Source organism: Umezawaea endophytica, assembly GCF_025061645.1.
Classification (GTDB): Bacteria; Actinomycetota; Actinomycetes; order Mycobacteriales; family Pseudonocardiaceae; genus Umezawaea; species Umezawaea endophytica.
On record NZ_JANYMP010000005.1, the window covers coordinates 500893 to 515748 of the forward strand.

Annotated in this window: 15 protein-coding genes and 1 pseudogene; 7 read left to right on the forward strand and 9 right to left on the reverse strand. The window is 71.5% G+C overall.

Annotated elements, in window-relative coordinates; all coding sequences use genetic code 11:
* From NZH93_RS14375 to NZH93_RS14385, 3 genes are all read left to right on the forward strand, one after another.
* Nucleotides 1-1421 (forward strand): phospholipase D-like domain-containing protein (locus NZH93_RS14375; RefSeq protein ID WP_259623545.1); only part of this gene is annotated, 1421 nt, incomplete at its 5' end.
* A 121-nt stretch (nucleotides 1422-1542) separates the two neighbouring features.
* Nucleotides 1543-1980, forward strand: coding sequence for a VOC family protein (locus tag NZH93_RS14380; protein WP_259623546.1), 438 nt, complete (start codon nucleotides 1543-1545; stop codon nucleotides 1978-1980).
* Between the two features lie 30 nt (nucleotides 1981-2010).
* Nucleotides 2011-2205, forward strand: coding sequence for a hypothetical protein (locus NZH93_RS14385; RefSeq protein WP_259623547.1), 195 nt, complete (start codon nucleotides 2011-2013; stop codon nucleotides 2203-2205).
* On the opposite strand, the gene NZH93_RS14390 is transcribed toward NZH93_RS14385, so the two are convergent.
* Nucleotides 2169-2501, reverse strand: a complete 333-nt coding sequence (locus NZH93_RS14390) for an SH3 domain-containing protein (protein WP_259623548.1) — start codon at nucleotides 2499-2501, stop codon at nucleotides 2169-2171. The two genes, NZH93_RS14385 and NZH93_RS14390, sit on opposite strands and share 37 nt — an antisense overlap.
* Before the next feature lie 152 nt (nucleotides 2502-2653).
* Here NZH93_RS14390 and NZH93_RS14395 point away from each other — a divergent pair, with 152 nt between their 5' ends.
* The 3 genes and pseudogenes from NZH93_RS14395 to NZH93_RS14405 form a co-directional block, all read left to right on the forward strand.
* Entirely contained in the window at nucleotides 2654-5386 is a 2733-nt protein-coding gene (locus NZH93_RS14395) for an AfsR/SARP family transcriptional regulator (protein WP_259623549.1), read from the forward strand.
* A 57-nt stretch (nucleotides 5387-5443) separates the two neighbouring features.
* Complete coding sequence (locus NZH93_RS14400) at nucleotides 5444-5884, forward strand: hypothetical protein (RefSeq protein ID WP_259623550.1); 441 nt, start codon at nucleotides 5444-5446, stop codon at nucleotides 5882-5884.
* Nucleotides 5885-6384: 500 nt separating this feature from the next.
* A pseudogene (locus tag NZH93_RS14405) lies at nucleotides 6385-7101 on the forward strand (SpvB/TcaC N-terminal domain-containing protein); the annotation flags it as partial.
* Nucleotides 7102-7418: 317 nt separating this feature from the next.
* On the opposite strand, the gene NZH93_RS14410 reads toward NZH93_RS14405, so the two are convergent.
* The 8 genes from NZH93_RS14410 to NZH93_RS14445 all read right to left on the reverse strand — a co-directional run bounded on the left by NZH93_RS14410 (nucleotide 7419) and on the right by NZH93_RS14445 (nucleotide 10403).
* Entirely contained in the window at nucleotides 7419-7658 is a 240-nt protein-coding gene (locus NZH93_RS14410; protein WP_259623551.1) for a hypothetical protein, read from the reverse strand.
* Nucleotides 7659-7682: 24 nt separating this feature from the next.
* Complete coding sequence (locus NZH93_RS14415; RefSeq protein WP_259623552.1) at nucleotides 7683-7823, reverse strand: hypothetical protein; 141 nt, start codon at nucleotides 7821-7823, stop codon at nucleotides 7683-7685.
* Nucleotides 7824-7961: 138 nt separating this feature from the next.
* Nucleotides 7962-8171 carry a hypothetical protein gene (locus NZH93_RS14420; protein ID WP_259623553.1) on the reverse strand — a complete coding sequence of 70 codons (210 nt, stop codon included), beginning with the start codon at nucleotides 8169-8171 and terminating at the stop codon, nucleotides 7962-7964.
* Nucleotides 8172-8255: 84 nt separating this feature from the next.
* Entirely contained in the window at nucleotides 8256-8384 is a 129-nt protein-coding gene (locus NZH93_RS14425) for a hypothetical protein (protein WP_259623554.1), read from the reverse strand.
* A gap of 186 nt (nucleotides 8385-8570) precedes the next feature.
* Nucleotides 8571-8801 carry a hypothetical protein gene (locus NZH93_RS14430; protein ID WP_259623555.1) on the reverse strand — a complete coding sequence of 77 codons (231 nt, stop codon included), beginning with the start codon at nucleotides 8799-8801 and terminating at the stop codon, nucleotides 8571-8573.
* A 69-nt stretch (nucleotides 8802-8870) separates the two neighbouring features.
* Nucleotides 8871-9287 carry a hypothetical protein gene (locus NZH93_RS14435; protein ID WP_259623556.1) on the reverse strand — a complete coding sequence of 139 codons (417 nt, stop codon included), beginning with the start codon at nucleotides 9285-9287 and terminating at the stop codon, nucleotides 8871-8873.
* 144 nt (nucleotides 9288-9431) lie between these two features.
* Nucleotides 9432-10244 carry a hypothetical protein gene (locus NZH93_RS14440; protein ID WP_259623557.1) on the reverse strand — a complete coding sequence of 271 codons (813 nt, stop codon included), beginning with the start codon at nucleotides 10242-10244 and terminating at the stop codon, nucleotides 9432-9434.
* A 6-nt stretch (nucleotides 10245-10250) separates the two neighbouring features.
* Nucleotides 10251-10403: a hypothetical protein gene (locus NZH93_RS14445; protein ID WP_259623558.1), complete on the reverse strand. Its 153-nt coding sequence runs from the start codon at nucleotides 10401-10403 to the stop codon at nucleotides 10251-10253.
* A 122-nt stretch (nucleotides 10404-10525) separates the two neighbouring features.
* Between NZH93_RS14445 and NZH93_RS14450 the strand changes: the two genes are divergently transcribed.
* Nucleotides 10526-14824: an RHS repeat domain-containing protein gene (locus NZH93_RS14450; protein WP_259623559.1), complete on the forward strand. Its 4299-nt coding sequence runs from the start codon at nucleotides 10526-10528 to the stop codon at nucleotides 14822-14824.
* Nucleotides 14825-14856: the final 32 nt, after the last annotated feature.

The following is a 14856-nucleotide window of genomic DNA, read 5'->3' on the forward strand; positions in this document are numbered from 1 at the left end:
GCCGTCGACGACCCGCGCCCGCCGGGCGGGTCGTCGACGGCGCGTCCCGCTCGCTGGTTGCCCCACGGGGAAAAGTCCTGTCGGCGCACGCGGGACCACTGGTACGCAAGGTGATCACCCAGCCCGCGGAGGAGTGCGTGATGCGTCCTTGGAAAGTCCTCGTACTGGTGGCGGCGTTGACGACGTCGCCGGTCACGGCGTTACCGGCGATGGCCGCGGTCGAACCCGATCCGCTGGTGGGGCACGGCGTGTTCAACGACCCGGCCGGTGCGGTGGCGGCGCAGAACGCGATCTACGCGCAACTGGGGCGGTTGATCGACCGGGTGCCCGCCGGTGGTGAGGTCCTGGGTTCGGTGATGGACTTCGACCCGCCGAACACCGCCGACACCGCGGACGCCCCGGACATCGTGGACCGGCTGATCGCCGCGTCCCAGCGCGGGGTGAAGGTCAAGTTCATCACCGTCGCGCACTCGGCGAACACCCAGGCCACCACCCGGCTCCGGGCGGCGCTCGGCTCGAACGACGCGGCGGGCTCCTACGTGGTGCACTGCAAGGACCAGTTCCCGAACGGGCCGGATCGCGGGTGCATCGCCACCCGCGCCAAGGAGTGGTCGACGGGCACCGTCAGCGCCTACAACCACAGCAAGTTCTTCACCTTCTCCAGCGTGGTCCTGAACAACGGCACGTCCATCCCGAACGTGGTGTACCAGTCGTCGTCGAACCTGACCCAGTGGGACGAGAACGAGGCGTACAACAACGCCTTCACGTGGACCGACGCCAGGACGTACGCGGCCTACCGCACGTACTTCGAGGACCTGCGGCGCTACCGGTACACCGCCGCTGGGAACAACAACTACTACCAGGACACGGGATCAGGCACGGACTACCGCGCGTTCTTCTTCCCCCGTCAGGAACCGTCCGGCAGGCCGTTCGACGACCCGCAGACCGACACCATCCACAACACCTTGCAGTCCGTGGCCTGCTCGTACACGGAGAACGGCACGAAGCGCCAGACCGACATCCGGATCGCGATGCTGGACTTCAACCGGCCCGCCATCGCCCAGAAGCTCGCCGAGCTCAAGGGGAAGGGCTGCTGGGTCGACGTGGTCCTGACCAACGCCAACGACGCCGTGATCAGCGCGCTGACGAACGCGAGGATCCAGACCACCCGGTGCGACTGGAACAACGGGCCGGGCCTCGACATCCGCGTGCACTCCAAGTACATGCTGCTCGACGGCGCCTACGACGACGACATCATCCCGCGCGTGTACACGGGCAGCCACAACTACTCGTACTCCGCGCTGCGGCAGGCGGACGAGCAGGTCGTGCGGATCATGGGCCGCACGGTCCACGACGAGTACCTGCGCAACTTCTGGAGTGTCCGCGACACCTGCCGGTCGCACGACGGCATCATCTTCTAGCGCACCGGGACGACAGCCCATGTGACAGCCGTCACACGGGCTCCTGTGTCGAGAACTCGACGCCGACTCCGTCCCAGTGGCACGAGCGGCCCGGACGGGCCGCGTGGCGCAGGAGGACAGGATGACGATCCGCCGGATGGACCACGTCGGTGTCGTGGTGGAAGACCTCGCGGCCGCTGTCGCGTTCTTCGTCGAACTCGGCCTGGAGCTGGAGGGCGAGACGACGGTCGGGGGTGACTGGGCCGACCGGCTCATCGGGCTGGACGGGGTCCGGGCGGACATCGCCGTCGTCCGGACCCCGGACGGTCACGGGCGGGTCGAGCTGTCGACGTTCCACTCGCCGGTGGCCGCGGGCGGCGCGCCGAGGACACCGCTGAACACGCCCGGCATCCCCCGCCTCACCTTCGTCGTCGACGACGTCGACGACGTGCTCGCCCGCCTGCGGCCCCACGGCGCCGAACTCGTGGGCGAGGTGGCGCGGTACAAGGACTACTGCCGGTACGGCTACGTCCGCGGTCCCGAGGGGGTCATCATCGGGCTGGTCGAGGAACTCGGCTGATCCCGACACCGACGGAGAGGAGCAGTTGCCATGGCTGTCGCCGATGACCTCGACCACGCCACCGACTCCCAGTGGGACTGGGTCGCCGAGCAGACCCGCGCGTACCTGGCCACGGGTGGTGCCGAGGGGTCGGGACCGGGCACCGCCCGTGGTCCCGGACGAGCCGGTGCCACGAGCGGTGCGGACGATCAGCCGGCGACCCGGACGTCCGCCGCGGGCGCGTAGCCGAGCGTCCCCGTGCTCAGGTACACCCTGAACCAGCCGTTGGAGGCCAGGCAGAGAGCCGGGCCGGTCATGTGCTGGCCCTTGGTCTTGCGGCGCACGATCGGGTGCTGCACGCCCGGACCGCTCCTGACGACGGTGTCCCGGATGGCCACGTAGGTGCAGTCGGCCGCGACCACCACGGAGCCCGAGGGCTCCGATGGGGCGGCCTGCGCGGTGCCGACCGCGCTGAACGCCAGAGCCACCGCCAGGCTCGCGAGGCCCAGTCCTCGACGGACCGCCTTGCTGTTGGAACTCATGTCTTCCTCCCCTGGATCACTGTCCGAAGCGGGGTGGTCGTGCTTCCCGCCTCGAAGACGACAGTGGTCCGCCGAACGTGTGAACTGGTTGCGAGATTCCTGCACCGCGCAGGTCGGACGGCTATCCATGGACGTGGGGGAAGGGGGCTGCCATGGGGGTGGAGCTCGGTCTGCTCGGTGAGGTGACCGTCCGGGTCGACGGGAGGGCGGTGGACGTCGGGCCCGCCAAGCAGCGGTGCGTGCTGGCGGCGCTGGCGGTGGACGCGCCCCGGCTGATCCCGGCGGACCGGCTGGTCGAGCGGGTCTGGGGCGTCGACCCGCCGCGCCGGGGGCGCAGAACGTTGTACAGCCACATCTCCCGGCTGCGCCGAGCGCTGTCGGACGTCGACGCCGTGGAGGTCGTGAGCCGGGCGGGCGGCTACGCGCTGGTGGTGGACCGGCCCCACGAGGTCATCGACCTGCACCGCTTCCACGACCTGCGGGACCGGGCGCGGGCGGACGACGTGCGGGCGGAGGAGTCGCTGGCCGAGGCGCTGGGGCTGTGGCGCGGGCCCGCGCTGACCGGTCTGGGCGGTGACTGGGCCGAGGCCGAGCGCGACCGGCTGGAGGGGGAACGGCTGGCCGCGCGGCACGACCTGACCGACACCCGGCTGCGCCGGGGCCAGGGGGCCCGGCTGCTGGCCGACCTCGCCGCCCTGACCGCCGAGCACCCGCTGGACGAGCAGGTCGCCTGCCAGTACGTGCTGGCCCTGCACCAGGCCGGGCGCACCGCCGACGCGCTGGAGCACTACCGGCTGCTGCGGGAGCGGCTGGTCGAGGAGTTGGGCACCGACCCCGGCGTGGCGCTGCGGGACCTGCACCGGCGGATCCTGGACGCCGACCCGACCCTGGCGGGCACACCGGCGGACCCGGTGCCGCTGCACCTGCCCGCCGCGCCGGGCCTGTTCACCGGGCGCGCGGCCGACCTGACCGCGCTGGACCACGCCTGCTCCACCGGGGACGTGGTGGCCGTCGGCGGCACCGGCGGCATCGGCAAGACGTGGCTCGCGCTGACCTGGGCGCACCGCAACCTGGACCGCTTCCCCGACGGGCAGTTGTTCGTCGACCTGCGCGGTTTCAGCCCCGGCGCCCCCAAGGACTCGACCGACGTGCTGGCCGACTTCCTCACCGCGCTGGGCGTCGACCGCGACCGCCAGCCCCGTGACGCCGACGCCCGCGCCGCGCTCTACCGGGGCCGCACGGCGGGCAAGCGGATGCTGGTGCTGCTGGACAACGCCGCCACCGCGGACCAGGTCGTCCCCCTGCTGCCGGGCGGTTCCGCCTGCACCGTCCTGATCACCAGCCGCCACCGGCTCCCGGCGCTGCTCACCCGCCACGGCGCCCGTCCCGTCCACGTCGACGTGCTCTCCGACACCGAGGCCCGCGCCCTGCTGGAGACGGCGCTCGGCGGCGTCCGCTCCGAACCCGCGGTCAGCGAGCTGGTCGTCCTGTGCGGCGGGTTCCCCCTCGCGCTCGGCGTGATCGCCGCCCGCGTCCGCGACCGTCCCGACCTGCTGGACGACGTGGTCGCCGAGCTGCGCGACCTCGGTCTGGACGCTCTGGACTTCGACGATCCCGACGCGGGGCTGCCCGCCGTCCTGTCGTGGTCGCTGCGGCACCTCACCGACCGGCAGCGCACCGCGTTCGCGCTGCTCGGGATCGCCCCCGGCCCCGACATCGACCTGGCCGCCGCCACCAACCTCACCGGCCTGCCCGAACTCGACACGAGGACCGTGCTGCACGCGCTGGCCGACGCCTCGCTGATCACCGCCCTGCCCGGCCGCCGGTACGCGATGCACGACCTGGTCCGCGCCTTCGCCGCCGACCACCCCCTCCCGGAGCCGACCCGACGGGCGGCGCTGGAGCGGGTGGTCGACTTCTACCTGCACACCGCCCACACCGCCGACCGCCTCGTGGACCCGAACACCGCGCAGCTCCGGCTCGACCCGCCCGCGCCCACCGCCCACCCCCAGCCGCTCCCCGACCACGCCGCCGCGCTGGCCTGGCTGGACGCCCACCGCCCCCACCTGCTCGCCGCCCAGCGCACGGCCGCCGCCCAGCACCGCCACCAGGTCGTGTGGCACCTCGCCTGGTCGCTGACCGCGTTCCACTGGCGGCGCGGGCACCCCCACGACAACCTGGCGATGTGGCAGGCCGCGGGCGACACCCACCTGCCCGGCCTCGACACCCTCGCCCACCGGTTCCTCGGGTACGCCCACGCGGAACTGGGCGGGCACGAGGAGGCCGTCGAGCACCTGCACCGGGCCCTGGCGCTGGCCGAGCAGCGCGACGACCCCGTCCAGCGGGCGGCCGTCCACCACGCCCTCGCACGGGTGTGGGGACGGCGGGGCGACGACCGGCGGGCCCTGGAGCACGCCCGCCACGCCCTGGAGCTCTTCCGCGCCCTCGACCGCCCGGTGCAGGAGGCGGACGCGCTCAACGGGGTGGGCTGGTACGCCGCCCACCTGGGCGACCACGACACCGCCCGCTCCCACTGCGAGGCCGCGCTCGCCCTGTACCGACGGCACCACGACACCGACGGCGAGGCGTCCGCCCTCGACAGCCTGGGCTTCACCGCCCACCTCACCGGCAGGCACCGGGAGGCCGTCCAACACTACGACCTGGCGCTGGCCCTCTACCGCGCGCTCGGCAACACCACCCACACCGCCAACACCCTGGACCGCCTCGGCCACCCGCACGCCGCCCTCGGCGACCGCACCCGAGCCCGGACGGCCTGGCTGGAAGCCCTGGAGCTGTACCGGAGCCAGTCCCGCGACCCCGAGGCCGCCCGCGTGCTGCGGCACCTCGACGAACTCGACGCACCGGACGTCAGGACCGACGCGTAGCGCGGGAGCGCTTCACCCCGTGGACCGCGCGGTGCGCGGGCAGGCTAGTTTGCTCGCGTGAGTCTCCTCGACGACGTGGCCGAACGCGACGGCTGGCGGTGCTGGGTGTGCGACGAGCCGGTCGACCCCGACATGTCGGTGAACGACTCGCGGGGGCCCAGCGTCGACAGCCGGACCGCCGACCGGAAGGCCAAGGTCGCCGAGCGGCTCGCGCACCGCGGGTGCAACACCCGCAAGGGCGCGGTCAAGGTGGTCATCGCCTGGCCGGACCGCCTGCACGTGGTCGAGCCCGCGCCGCTGATCACCGTCGCGGGCAGGCTGGAACGCAAGGGGGGCCGCGAGATGGTCGCCCGCTGTCCGACCGAACAGGACGCTCGGGTGGCGGCGGAGTGGCTCGTGGACCGGTTCTCCCGACTGGTGCCGGGTCTGCCGGTGACCGCCGCCGTCGAGCCGGGCGGCGGCCAGTTCCTCGTCGTGCTGGCCACCGGTCGCCGCTGACCGACCGCCCACCGGAGCGGCACAATTCCACTTCCCGGAAAAGGCCGGGAATAATGGCGTGAGCGGTAACGCCGACTTTGTCGGCAGCCTCGCCTTCTTCCACGCAATCTTGGAATGCGACACCTCGCCAGAGCGGCCAAATCCCGTCGTCGCGGCGTGCGTCCATCTGCTGCCGCGCGACGGATTCACCCGCTGTGACGCGCACCGCCGCGCCACAGCACTCACCAGCGGAAACCCGTCCACTACCGCCGCAACTATGCCCCTATCGGGTGAAACGGCCGCCGTCTGCCCGGCAGCGCCCATCCGGCCTTCCGGCTCACTTCCGCCGCGTCCATTCCATTCGACGCGCCAGGCGCACCCACCGGGGCTATTCGGACTAATTCGACGAATAGCCGTTCGGGAATGGGTCGGGCAATTGCGGCGCCGCGCCCGGCGTCGGTAATTTGGCGGCGCTGCTCGTGAAGATCCTCGGGAGTCACCGAACGGAAGGTTTCCCGATCATGACCACCTGGAGTCAGCGTCGTCGTCCATCGGGTGTCAGCCGGAAGACCGCGACGCTGGGGGTGGTCCTGGCACTGGTCGTGGCGGTAGTCCCGCCCGCCTCGGACGTGACCGGTCCGCTGTCGCTGACGGCCGGGGCGCCGGGTCGTGGCGCGGTCGACGTCCCGGCGCACCCGGAGGGCGCGTCGTTCGACCCCAACCAGCTCAAGGACATCAAGACGGCCGACCCCGGCTCCAAGGTCAACCTGATCGAGCCGCCGACGGCGAGCGGCACGGGTGACGCGCGGGTGAGCTACCCGATCGAGGTGCCGCCGGGCCGGGGTGGCGCCCAGCCCGCCGTCGCGCTGACCTACGACTCGTCCGCCGAGAACGGCTGGGCCGGGGTCGGCTGGCAGGTCGCCACGCAGTCGATCACGATCGACACCAGGTGGGGCGTGCCGCGGTACGACGGCGCACTGGAGACGGAGACCTACCGGCTCAACGGGGAAGAGCTGACGCCGGTCGCGCACCGCTCCGAGCTGAAGGCGCGCACCGCGGAGAAGGTGTTCCACACCCGTGTCGAGGGGCAGTTCCGGAAGATCGTCCGGCACGGTGACCACCCGCGGAACTACTGGTGGGAGGTCATCGGCAAGAGCGGCACGAGATCGATCTTCGGCGGCGCGCCGGACGACGCGGCGGAGAGCACGACGCTCGCCGACGAGTCCGGCAACATCGCGGTGTGGGCGCTGCGGGAGGTGCGGGACACCAACGACAACTTCGTGCGCTACCACAACGTCCGGGTATCGGACGTGGGTGTGTCCGGCGGCACGGTGCCGGGCGTCGACCTCTACCCGCGGCGGATCACCTACACCGGGCAGGGCAAGGTCGAGGGCCGGTACTCGGTCACGTTCATCCGCGACCGGGAACGGGGCGAGCCGCGCCGCCAGGACGTCGACATCGACGCGCGCTACGGGTTCAAGCAGGTCACGGCGGACCTGCTGCGCCGGATCGAGGTCTACCTCGACGACAAGCCGATCCGCGCCTACCAGCTCGACTACGGCACCGGCGCGTTCGCCAAGACCCTGCTGCGCTCGGTCTCCCAGTACGGCGAGGACCTGAAGGTCTTCACCACCCACACCTTCGAGTACTTCGACGACATCCGCACCGGGAACGGCGAGTACCGCGCGTTCTCCGACGCCACGGGCTGGACCACCCACGACGACTCGCTCGGCGCCCCGGTCCCCGACGGTGAGGCGAGCGCGCTGAGCGCGGGCACGTCCCGCGGCGCGGGCACGTCCCGCGGCGCGGGCGGGCACCTCTACGTCGGCTTCAACCCGACCGTGCCGCGCAAGTCCGGTTCCGCTGGCGGCAAGGTCGGGTTCAACGCCGGGTCGTCGGAGGGGCTGCTCTCGCTGACCGACGTCAACGGCGACTCGTTGCCGGACAAGGTGTTCCGCACCGGGGCCGGGGTGTTCTACCGGCCGAACCTGTCCAGGCCGGGCGGTGAGCCCAAGTTCGGCGACACACCGGTCAAGCTGACCACCCTGCCGGGGATCTCCTCGGAGTCGACCCGGTCGGTCACCGCGGGTGCCGAGTCCTACATCGGGGTGGCCGCGCAGCTCAACCACGTCTCCACCACCACGCGCACCGACCGGTACTTCTCCGACGTCAACGGCGACGGTCTGACCGACCAGGTCGCCAACGGCGGTGTGCTGTTCGGCCACCTCGACGCCAACGGCACCCCCGCGTACAGCGCGAACAGCAACGACACTCCGGTGCCGATCGGCACGGGCGGCGTCAGCGGCACCGTCGTCGGCGACCGGACCGCCGAGTTCGAGCGGCAGGTCGACGCCTTCCCGCTGCTGGACGGCGTGCGCCGGTGGATCGCGCCCTACGACGGCACCATCCGGATCGCCGGTACCGCGCGGCTCGCCGACGACATCGGCGCCGACGACGACGCCGACGGTGTCCGCGTCGCCGTGCAGCACGAGGACACCGAGCTGTGGTCGCGGCGGATCATGCCGGACGACCGCACCCGGTACGCACCGTCCGGAGTGGACGCCGTCCAGGTGCGTCGCGGTGACCGGGTCTACTTCCGCGTGCAGTCGGTGCTGGACGGGAAGTTCGACCAGGTGCTGTGGGACCCGGACATCACCTACACGTCCGTCCCGGCGAGCACGGACGTCAACGGCCTGGACGACCACCGCTACCTCGCCTCGCGCGACTTCACCCTCGGCGGCAGGCCGTCCACCGTCACGGCGCCGCTGACCGGCACGCTGCGCCTGTCCGGTGACGTGTCCAAGGTCGGCCCCACGACCGACGCCGTCAAGGTCGTGATCGCCCGCAACGGCACGGACGTGTTCACCGACGACCTGCCCGCCGACAAGGCCGGAACGGTCGCGATCAACACCGACATCCCGGTGACGGCGAACGACACGCTGTCCTGGCGCCTGCGGGTCGACTCGCCGATCGACGCCGGGACGGTGAGCTGGGTCCCGTCCGCGCACTACACGGCGGCCGAAGGCGGCGTGCCGGTCGTCGACCAGGACGGCGACCCCACGATCACCATCACCCCGCCGTACGACCTGGACGTGTACCCCGTCACGACGCTGACCGCCCCGCAGGGCTCCCACACCGCCACCGCTTCCGGCTCGCTGACCGTGCAGCCCGAACTGGCCTTCGACCCCGGCAGGCCCGCGGACACCCGCGTCGTGTTCACGGTCAAGCGCCGCGGCGCGCTGCTGGCGAAGAAGGTCATCGACATCGTCGGCGGGCAGGTGCCCGACCCGGAGTCGTCGCGCGTCACCGTCGACGCGAACGAGGGCGACGAACTGTTCTTCGACTTCTCCACCCTGGACACCTCGGTGCCCGCTCGGCTGACCGCGCAGTCCGCGTCGATCAGCGCCGACGGCGTCACGTTCACGCCGGTGCCCAGCGCGCTGCACGCCTCTGCGGAGCAGGGCGTCTTCGCCCAGCCCTACCGGGGTTGGGGTGCGATCGGCTACCAGGGCAACCGCGACCGCGCCACCGCGCCGATCGCGCAGGCCGACCTGGCGTTCGACGGCGCCTACCGCGACCGGATCCCCGGCGCGCCGCGCGAGGAGGACGTGCCGGGGTTCGACGGCCGGGTCACCCTGCCGAACGCGGTCGTGCTCGCTCCCCAGCCCGCGCTCGGCCGCTGGGGCAGCGAGGACGGCAACACCTGGGTCACCGGCTCTGGCGCCACCAGTTCCCGGCTGGGCACCGACCGGATCGACGTGGCCCGCGACGCCGACTTCGCTGGCGCGACCGGTGTGCCCAGGGTGGCCGAGTCCACCCAGATCTCGACCACGTTCGGGGCGTCCCTGCCGGGTGTGCCGATCGGCGCCGGGGCGAGCGTGGCCAAGGGGCGCAGCGCGGGCCAGGTGGACTTCCTCGACCTCAACGGCGACAACTTCCCGGACGTGGTCGGCTCGGCCGGGATCCAGTACTCGGACATGACCGGCGGTCTGGGCCGCACCCGCGGCACCCTGGGCGTCGGCGACGTCCGGGAGACCGACTCCAGGGCCTTCACCGTGTCGGCCAACGCGGGCACCCCGGCCAGGACCATGGCCAACGGCCGCGGCCACAGCGCGCCACCGGCCGACGCGAACGCCACCACCGCCCAGTCCGGCGGCGAGATGCCCAGCCTCGGCATCGGCGGCAGCACCGGGGGTGGCGAGTCCGACACCGCGTTCGACCTGCTGGACATCAACGGGGACGCCCTGCCCGACCGCGTCCACGAGAACGGCACGGCGGCGCTGAACCTCGGGTACCGGTTCGCCGCGCCCGAACCGTGGCCGGGCGGCCCGCTGAACGACGCGAACACGCGCAACTCGTCGGTCAACCTCGGCTTCAACACGGACTTCTACGGTCTGGCGGGCGGTCTCGCGGCGTCGACCGGTTCGTCGAGGTCGAACGCGAGCCTCACGGACATGACCGGTGACGGCCTGGTCGACCGGGTCTTCTCCAGGGAGGGCGCGCCGCTGGCCGTCGCCATCAACACCGGCAACGGGTTCACGTCGCCGGTCCCGTTCCAGGGCGCTCTCGCCGGGCTCAACGCCGACAAGAGCTCCAGCCTCGGCGCGGGGCGCCTACTTCGTCTTCGGGTTCTGCCTGGGCATCTTCGGCGGCGGCTGCGTCGTGTTCAACCCCGGTGCCGACACGTCCACCGGCATCGGCCGGTCCGAGGTGGCGCTGCGCGACGTCAACGGCGATGGCGACACCGACCACGTCCGGTCCACCCGCGACAGCGAACTGGTCGTCGCGGAGAACCGGACCGGCCGCACGAACCTGCTGCGGTCGGTGTCCCGCCCCCTGGGCGGCAGGTTCGACCTCGACTACCGCCGGGACGGCAACACCGCCGACCTGCCCCAGCAGCGCTGGGTGCTGGCGAGCACCAGGGTGTTCGACGGGCACACCGGCGACGGCCAGGACGCGCAGCTCTCCACCTTCCAGTACGAGAACGGCCGCTTCGACCGCCTGGAGCGGCAGTTCCTCGGCTACGGCCGGGTGCTCGTCCAGCAGCGCGACCCCGGTGCCGCCGACGCGGTGTTCCGCACGGTGACCACCGAGTACCGCACCGACAACGTCTACGTCCGCGGCCTGCCCACCCGTTCGGTGACCAGCGACTCGGCGGGCAGGCCGTTCATCGAGACGGTGAACACCTACGCGCTGCGCGACGTGAGCACCGGCCAGCCGGTCGACCCGCGGAGCACCACGGCCACGGTGTTCCCGCTGCTGTCCCGCGCGGAGCAGCGGTTCTACGAGGGCAGGGCGACCGCGGGCAAGACGACCTCCTCGGAGTTCACCTACGACGAGTACGGCAACACGACCCGTGTGCTGGACGCGTCGGAGATCGGTACCGCGGACGACGTGGAGACCCGCACCGGCTACACGTCGACCGACCCGGCCTGCCGCGAGCGCCACATCGTCGGCGTGGCCAACACCGTCCAGTTGACCGCCGTGGCGTCGAGGGCCACCATGCGCCACCGCCAGTCCACAGTGGACTGCCGGACGGGCAACGTCACCCAGGTGCGCGCCCTGCTCGCCGACGGGTCGAAGTCGGTCACCGACCTGGAGTACCTGGGCAACGGCAACCTCAAGGCCGTGGTGGGGCCCGCCAACAAGACCGGCCAGCGGTACCGGCTGGACTACGGCTACGACCCCGTCGTCGGCGTGCACGTCGAGACCGTCGTGGACAGCTTCACCCTCCGCTCGGTGGTCACCCACAACTACAAGTACGGCCTGCCGGAGACCACCGTCGACGAGAACTTCCAGCGGGTGCACCTCAACTACGACCGGGTGGGCCGCCTCGACTTCGTGGCGGGCCCGTACGAGATCCCCGAGAACCGGGTCACGATCGACTTCGAGTACCACCCGGAAGCCGAGGTGCCGTACGCGGTCAGCAGGCACCTCGACAACACAGCGACCGGCGTGCGCGACGACACGATCGACACCGTGCAGTTCTCCGACGGACTGGGCCGCGTGCTGCAAACCAAGAAGGACGCCAGTGTCCCGCCCCGGCCCGGCGCCGAGCCCGAACCGGTGATGGTCGTCTCGGGCCGGGGCGTGTTCGACTTCCTCGGCCGGTACGTCGAGCAGTACCACCCCGTCACCGAACCCAAGGGGGACGCCAACACCAGGTTCACCACCGCCGTCGACCCCGTGCGGCCCACGCGGATGGACCACGACGTCCTCGACCGCCCGACCCGCGTGACGCTGCCCGACGACACCGCGTCGACGGTGGCCTACGGGTTCGGACCGGACCGGTCCGGGGCCACCCAGTTCGAGACGGTCAACACGGACGCCAACGGCAAGCAGCGCCGCACGTACACCGACGTGCGCGAGCTGACCACGGCGGTGAAGGAGTTCAACCCCGCGGGCGGCCAGCCGGAGATCTGGACGAGCTACGCCTACGACCAGCTCGGCCAGATCACGTCCGCCGTCGACGACCGCGGCAACACCACGAGGGCGGCCTACGACAACCTCGGCCGCCGCACCCTGGTCGACAGCCCGGACTCCGGGAAGACCGAGACGGGGTACGACCTCGCGGGCAACGTGATCACCAAGGTGACGCCGAACCTGCGCGGGAAGCAGAAGGCCGTCGAGTACGACCACGACTTCACCAGGCTCATCGGTATCCGCTACCCGGTCTTCACCGACAACGACGTCCGGTACACCTACGGTGCCCTCGGCGCGCCGGAGAACGGCGCGGGCCGGGTCACCGAGATCCGTGACGCGGCGGGCACCGTCACCCGCGGCTACGGCGCGCTCGGCGAGCTGACCAGGGAGACCCGCGCGCTCGGCGGCAACGCGCTGGAGACCGGGACGTCCTTCACCACCCTGAGCCGGTTCGACGCGCTCAACCGGGTGCTGGAGACGACCTACCCGGACGGGGAGAAGCTCACCTACGGCTACGACAGCGGTGGGCAGGTCACCACCGCGTCCGGCGCCAAGGACGGTCGGACCTACCCGTACCTGGCCCGGCAGGACTACGACAAGTTCGAGCAGAAGGTGCTCACGGAGACAGGTTCCGGTGTCCGCACCAGCTACGCCTACGACGAGGAGGACCGGCGGCTGGCCACGCTGAAGTCGCAGCAGGCCAACGGGCAGGAGTTCCAGGACCTGTCCTACCGGTACGACGGCGTCGGCAACATCACCCAACTCTCCAACGACGTCGCCGTTCCGCCCGCCAAGGGCATCAGCGGCCCGAGCACGCAGACCTTCGGCTACGACGACCTGAACCGGCTCACCTCGGCGAGCGGCGAGTACCGCAACACCACCGACAAGGCCGACCGGTACACGCTGGACCTGACCTACGACACCATCCACAACACCACGAACAAGCAGCAGCGGCACGTGCTGGTGAACTCCTCCGGGATCGCGAAGCCGCAGGAGGGCACCACCTACACCTACCGGTACGCCTACGCGGGCGGACGGCCGCACGCGCCGAGCAAGATCGGGCAGGACACCAACTCCTACGACGCCAACGGCAACCTGATCACCATCACCACGGGGTCCCACGACGTCCTGGCGCTCGCCGGACCGGGTGCTGAACCGGGCGCCGAACCGGCGGCCGTCCCGACGTCCGAGCCGATCTCCGAGCCGACGGTCGGGCTGACCGTCGATCTCGCCGCGTCGGACGACCGCACGCAGTTCGTGTGGGACGAGGAGAACAGGCTCGCGTGCGTCCACGAGGACGAGGACCGGACGGTCAAGCAGGAACCCGGTTCCTGCGACCAGCACGCCGATCCGAGCGTGCGCTTCGTCTACGACGACGCCGGGAACCGCGTCGTCAAGGACGGCGGCACGAAGCACGTCTCCCCCGGCAGGAACTTCAGCAGGGTCGGCGGCCAGTCCTTCAAGCACGTCTTCGTCGGGGAGACCCGGCTGCTGACCAAGAAGGTCGAGAACAAGCCCGAGACCGAGCAGTTCTACTTCCACACCGACCACCTCGGGTCGTCCGGCCTCGTGACCGACAGGACCGGGAAGCTCGTCTCCCACCAGGAGTACTTCCCGTTCGGCGAGACCTGGGCCGCGGAGAGCGGCGCGGGCCCACCGGTGCCGTACCAGTACAACGGCAAGGAGTTCGACGAGGAGACCGGCCTCTACCACTACGGCTCCCGCTACTTCGACCCCAGGACCCAGCTCTGGCAGTCACCCGACCCGGCGCTGCCGACCTACCTGGACGGCGCGGGCAACGGCGGCGTGCGCAACTCCGCCAACCTGGCCTCCTACACCTATACCTACAACAACCCGGTACGGCTGACCGACCCCGACGGCGAGCTGTCCACCGAGCCCTGGCAACTCGTCCGCGCCGCCGCGCCGATCGCGGCACGCGCGTGCGTGGTCGGGCCGTGGGGGTGCGTCGCGGGTGCCGTCGGCCTCGCGCTGGTGGGCGTGGGCGCCTACGCGTACTACCAGTACAACAGGGCGCCCGAGGTCGTGGACTCACCACCCGTGGCACCGGCGCCGCAGGTCCTGCCCGAGCCGGAACGCGCGACGGCCCCGGCGGCGAGCCCCGCTCCCCCACCCTCTCCCCGGTCCGGGACCAGCGTCACCACCCGTGACGACAACGAGAGGATCGCGGTGATCGGCCGGACCTGGGACGTCCAGAAGTACAAGTACGACCCGCGGTACGAGGTCCTCGACATCCCCGACCTGAGGAAGCTCTCCCCCGACGACCCGCTGTACGACCCGGCGAACTCCGGGTGGTCCCTGACGATCAACAACGAGGTCTGGCTGCAAATGGTGATCAGGAAGCGGATGCTGGTCCTGGTCGCCTCACCGGAGGAGGGCAACCGCTGGGACTACGCGAACAACCGCCCCACGGTGATGGCCCTCGAACTCAACCGGCTGCGTCAGGCCGGGTACCAGCCGCGGAGCGGGATAAGGCCGATCCAGCGCGGCGAGATCCTCCGCACCTTCGGGAGGTGGTAGCGCCGGAGCCCTTCGCGGCCGACCTGGCGGGT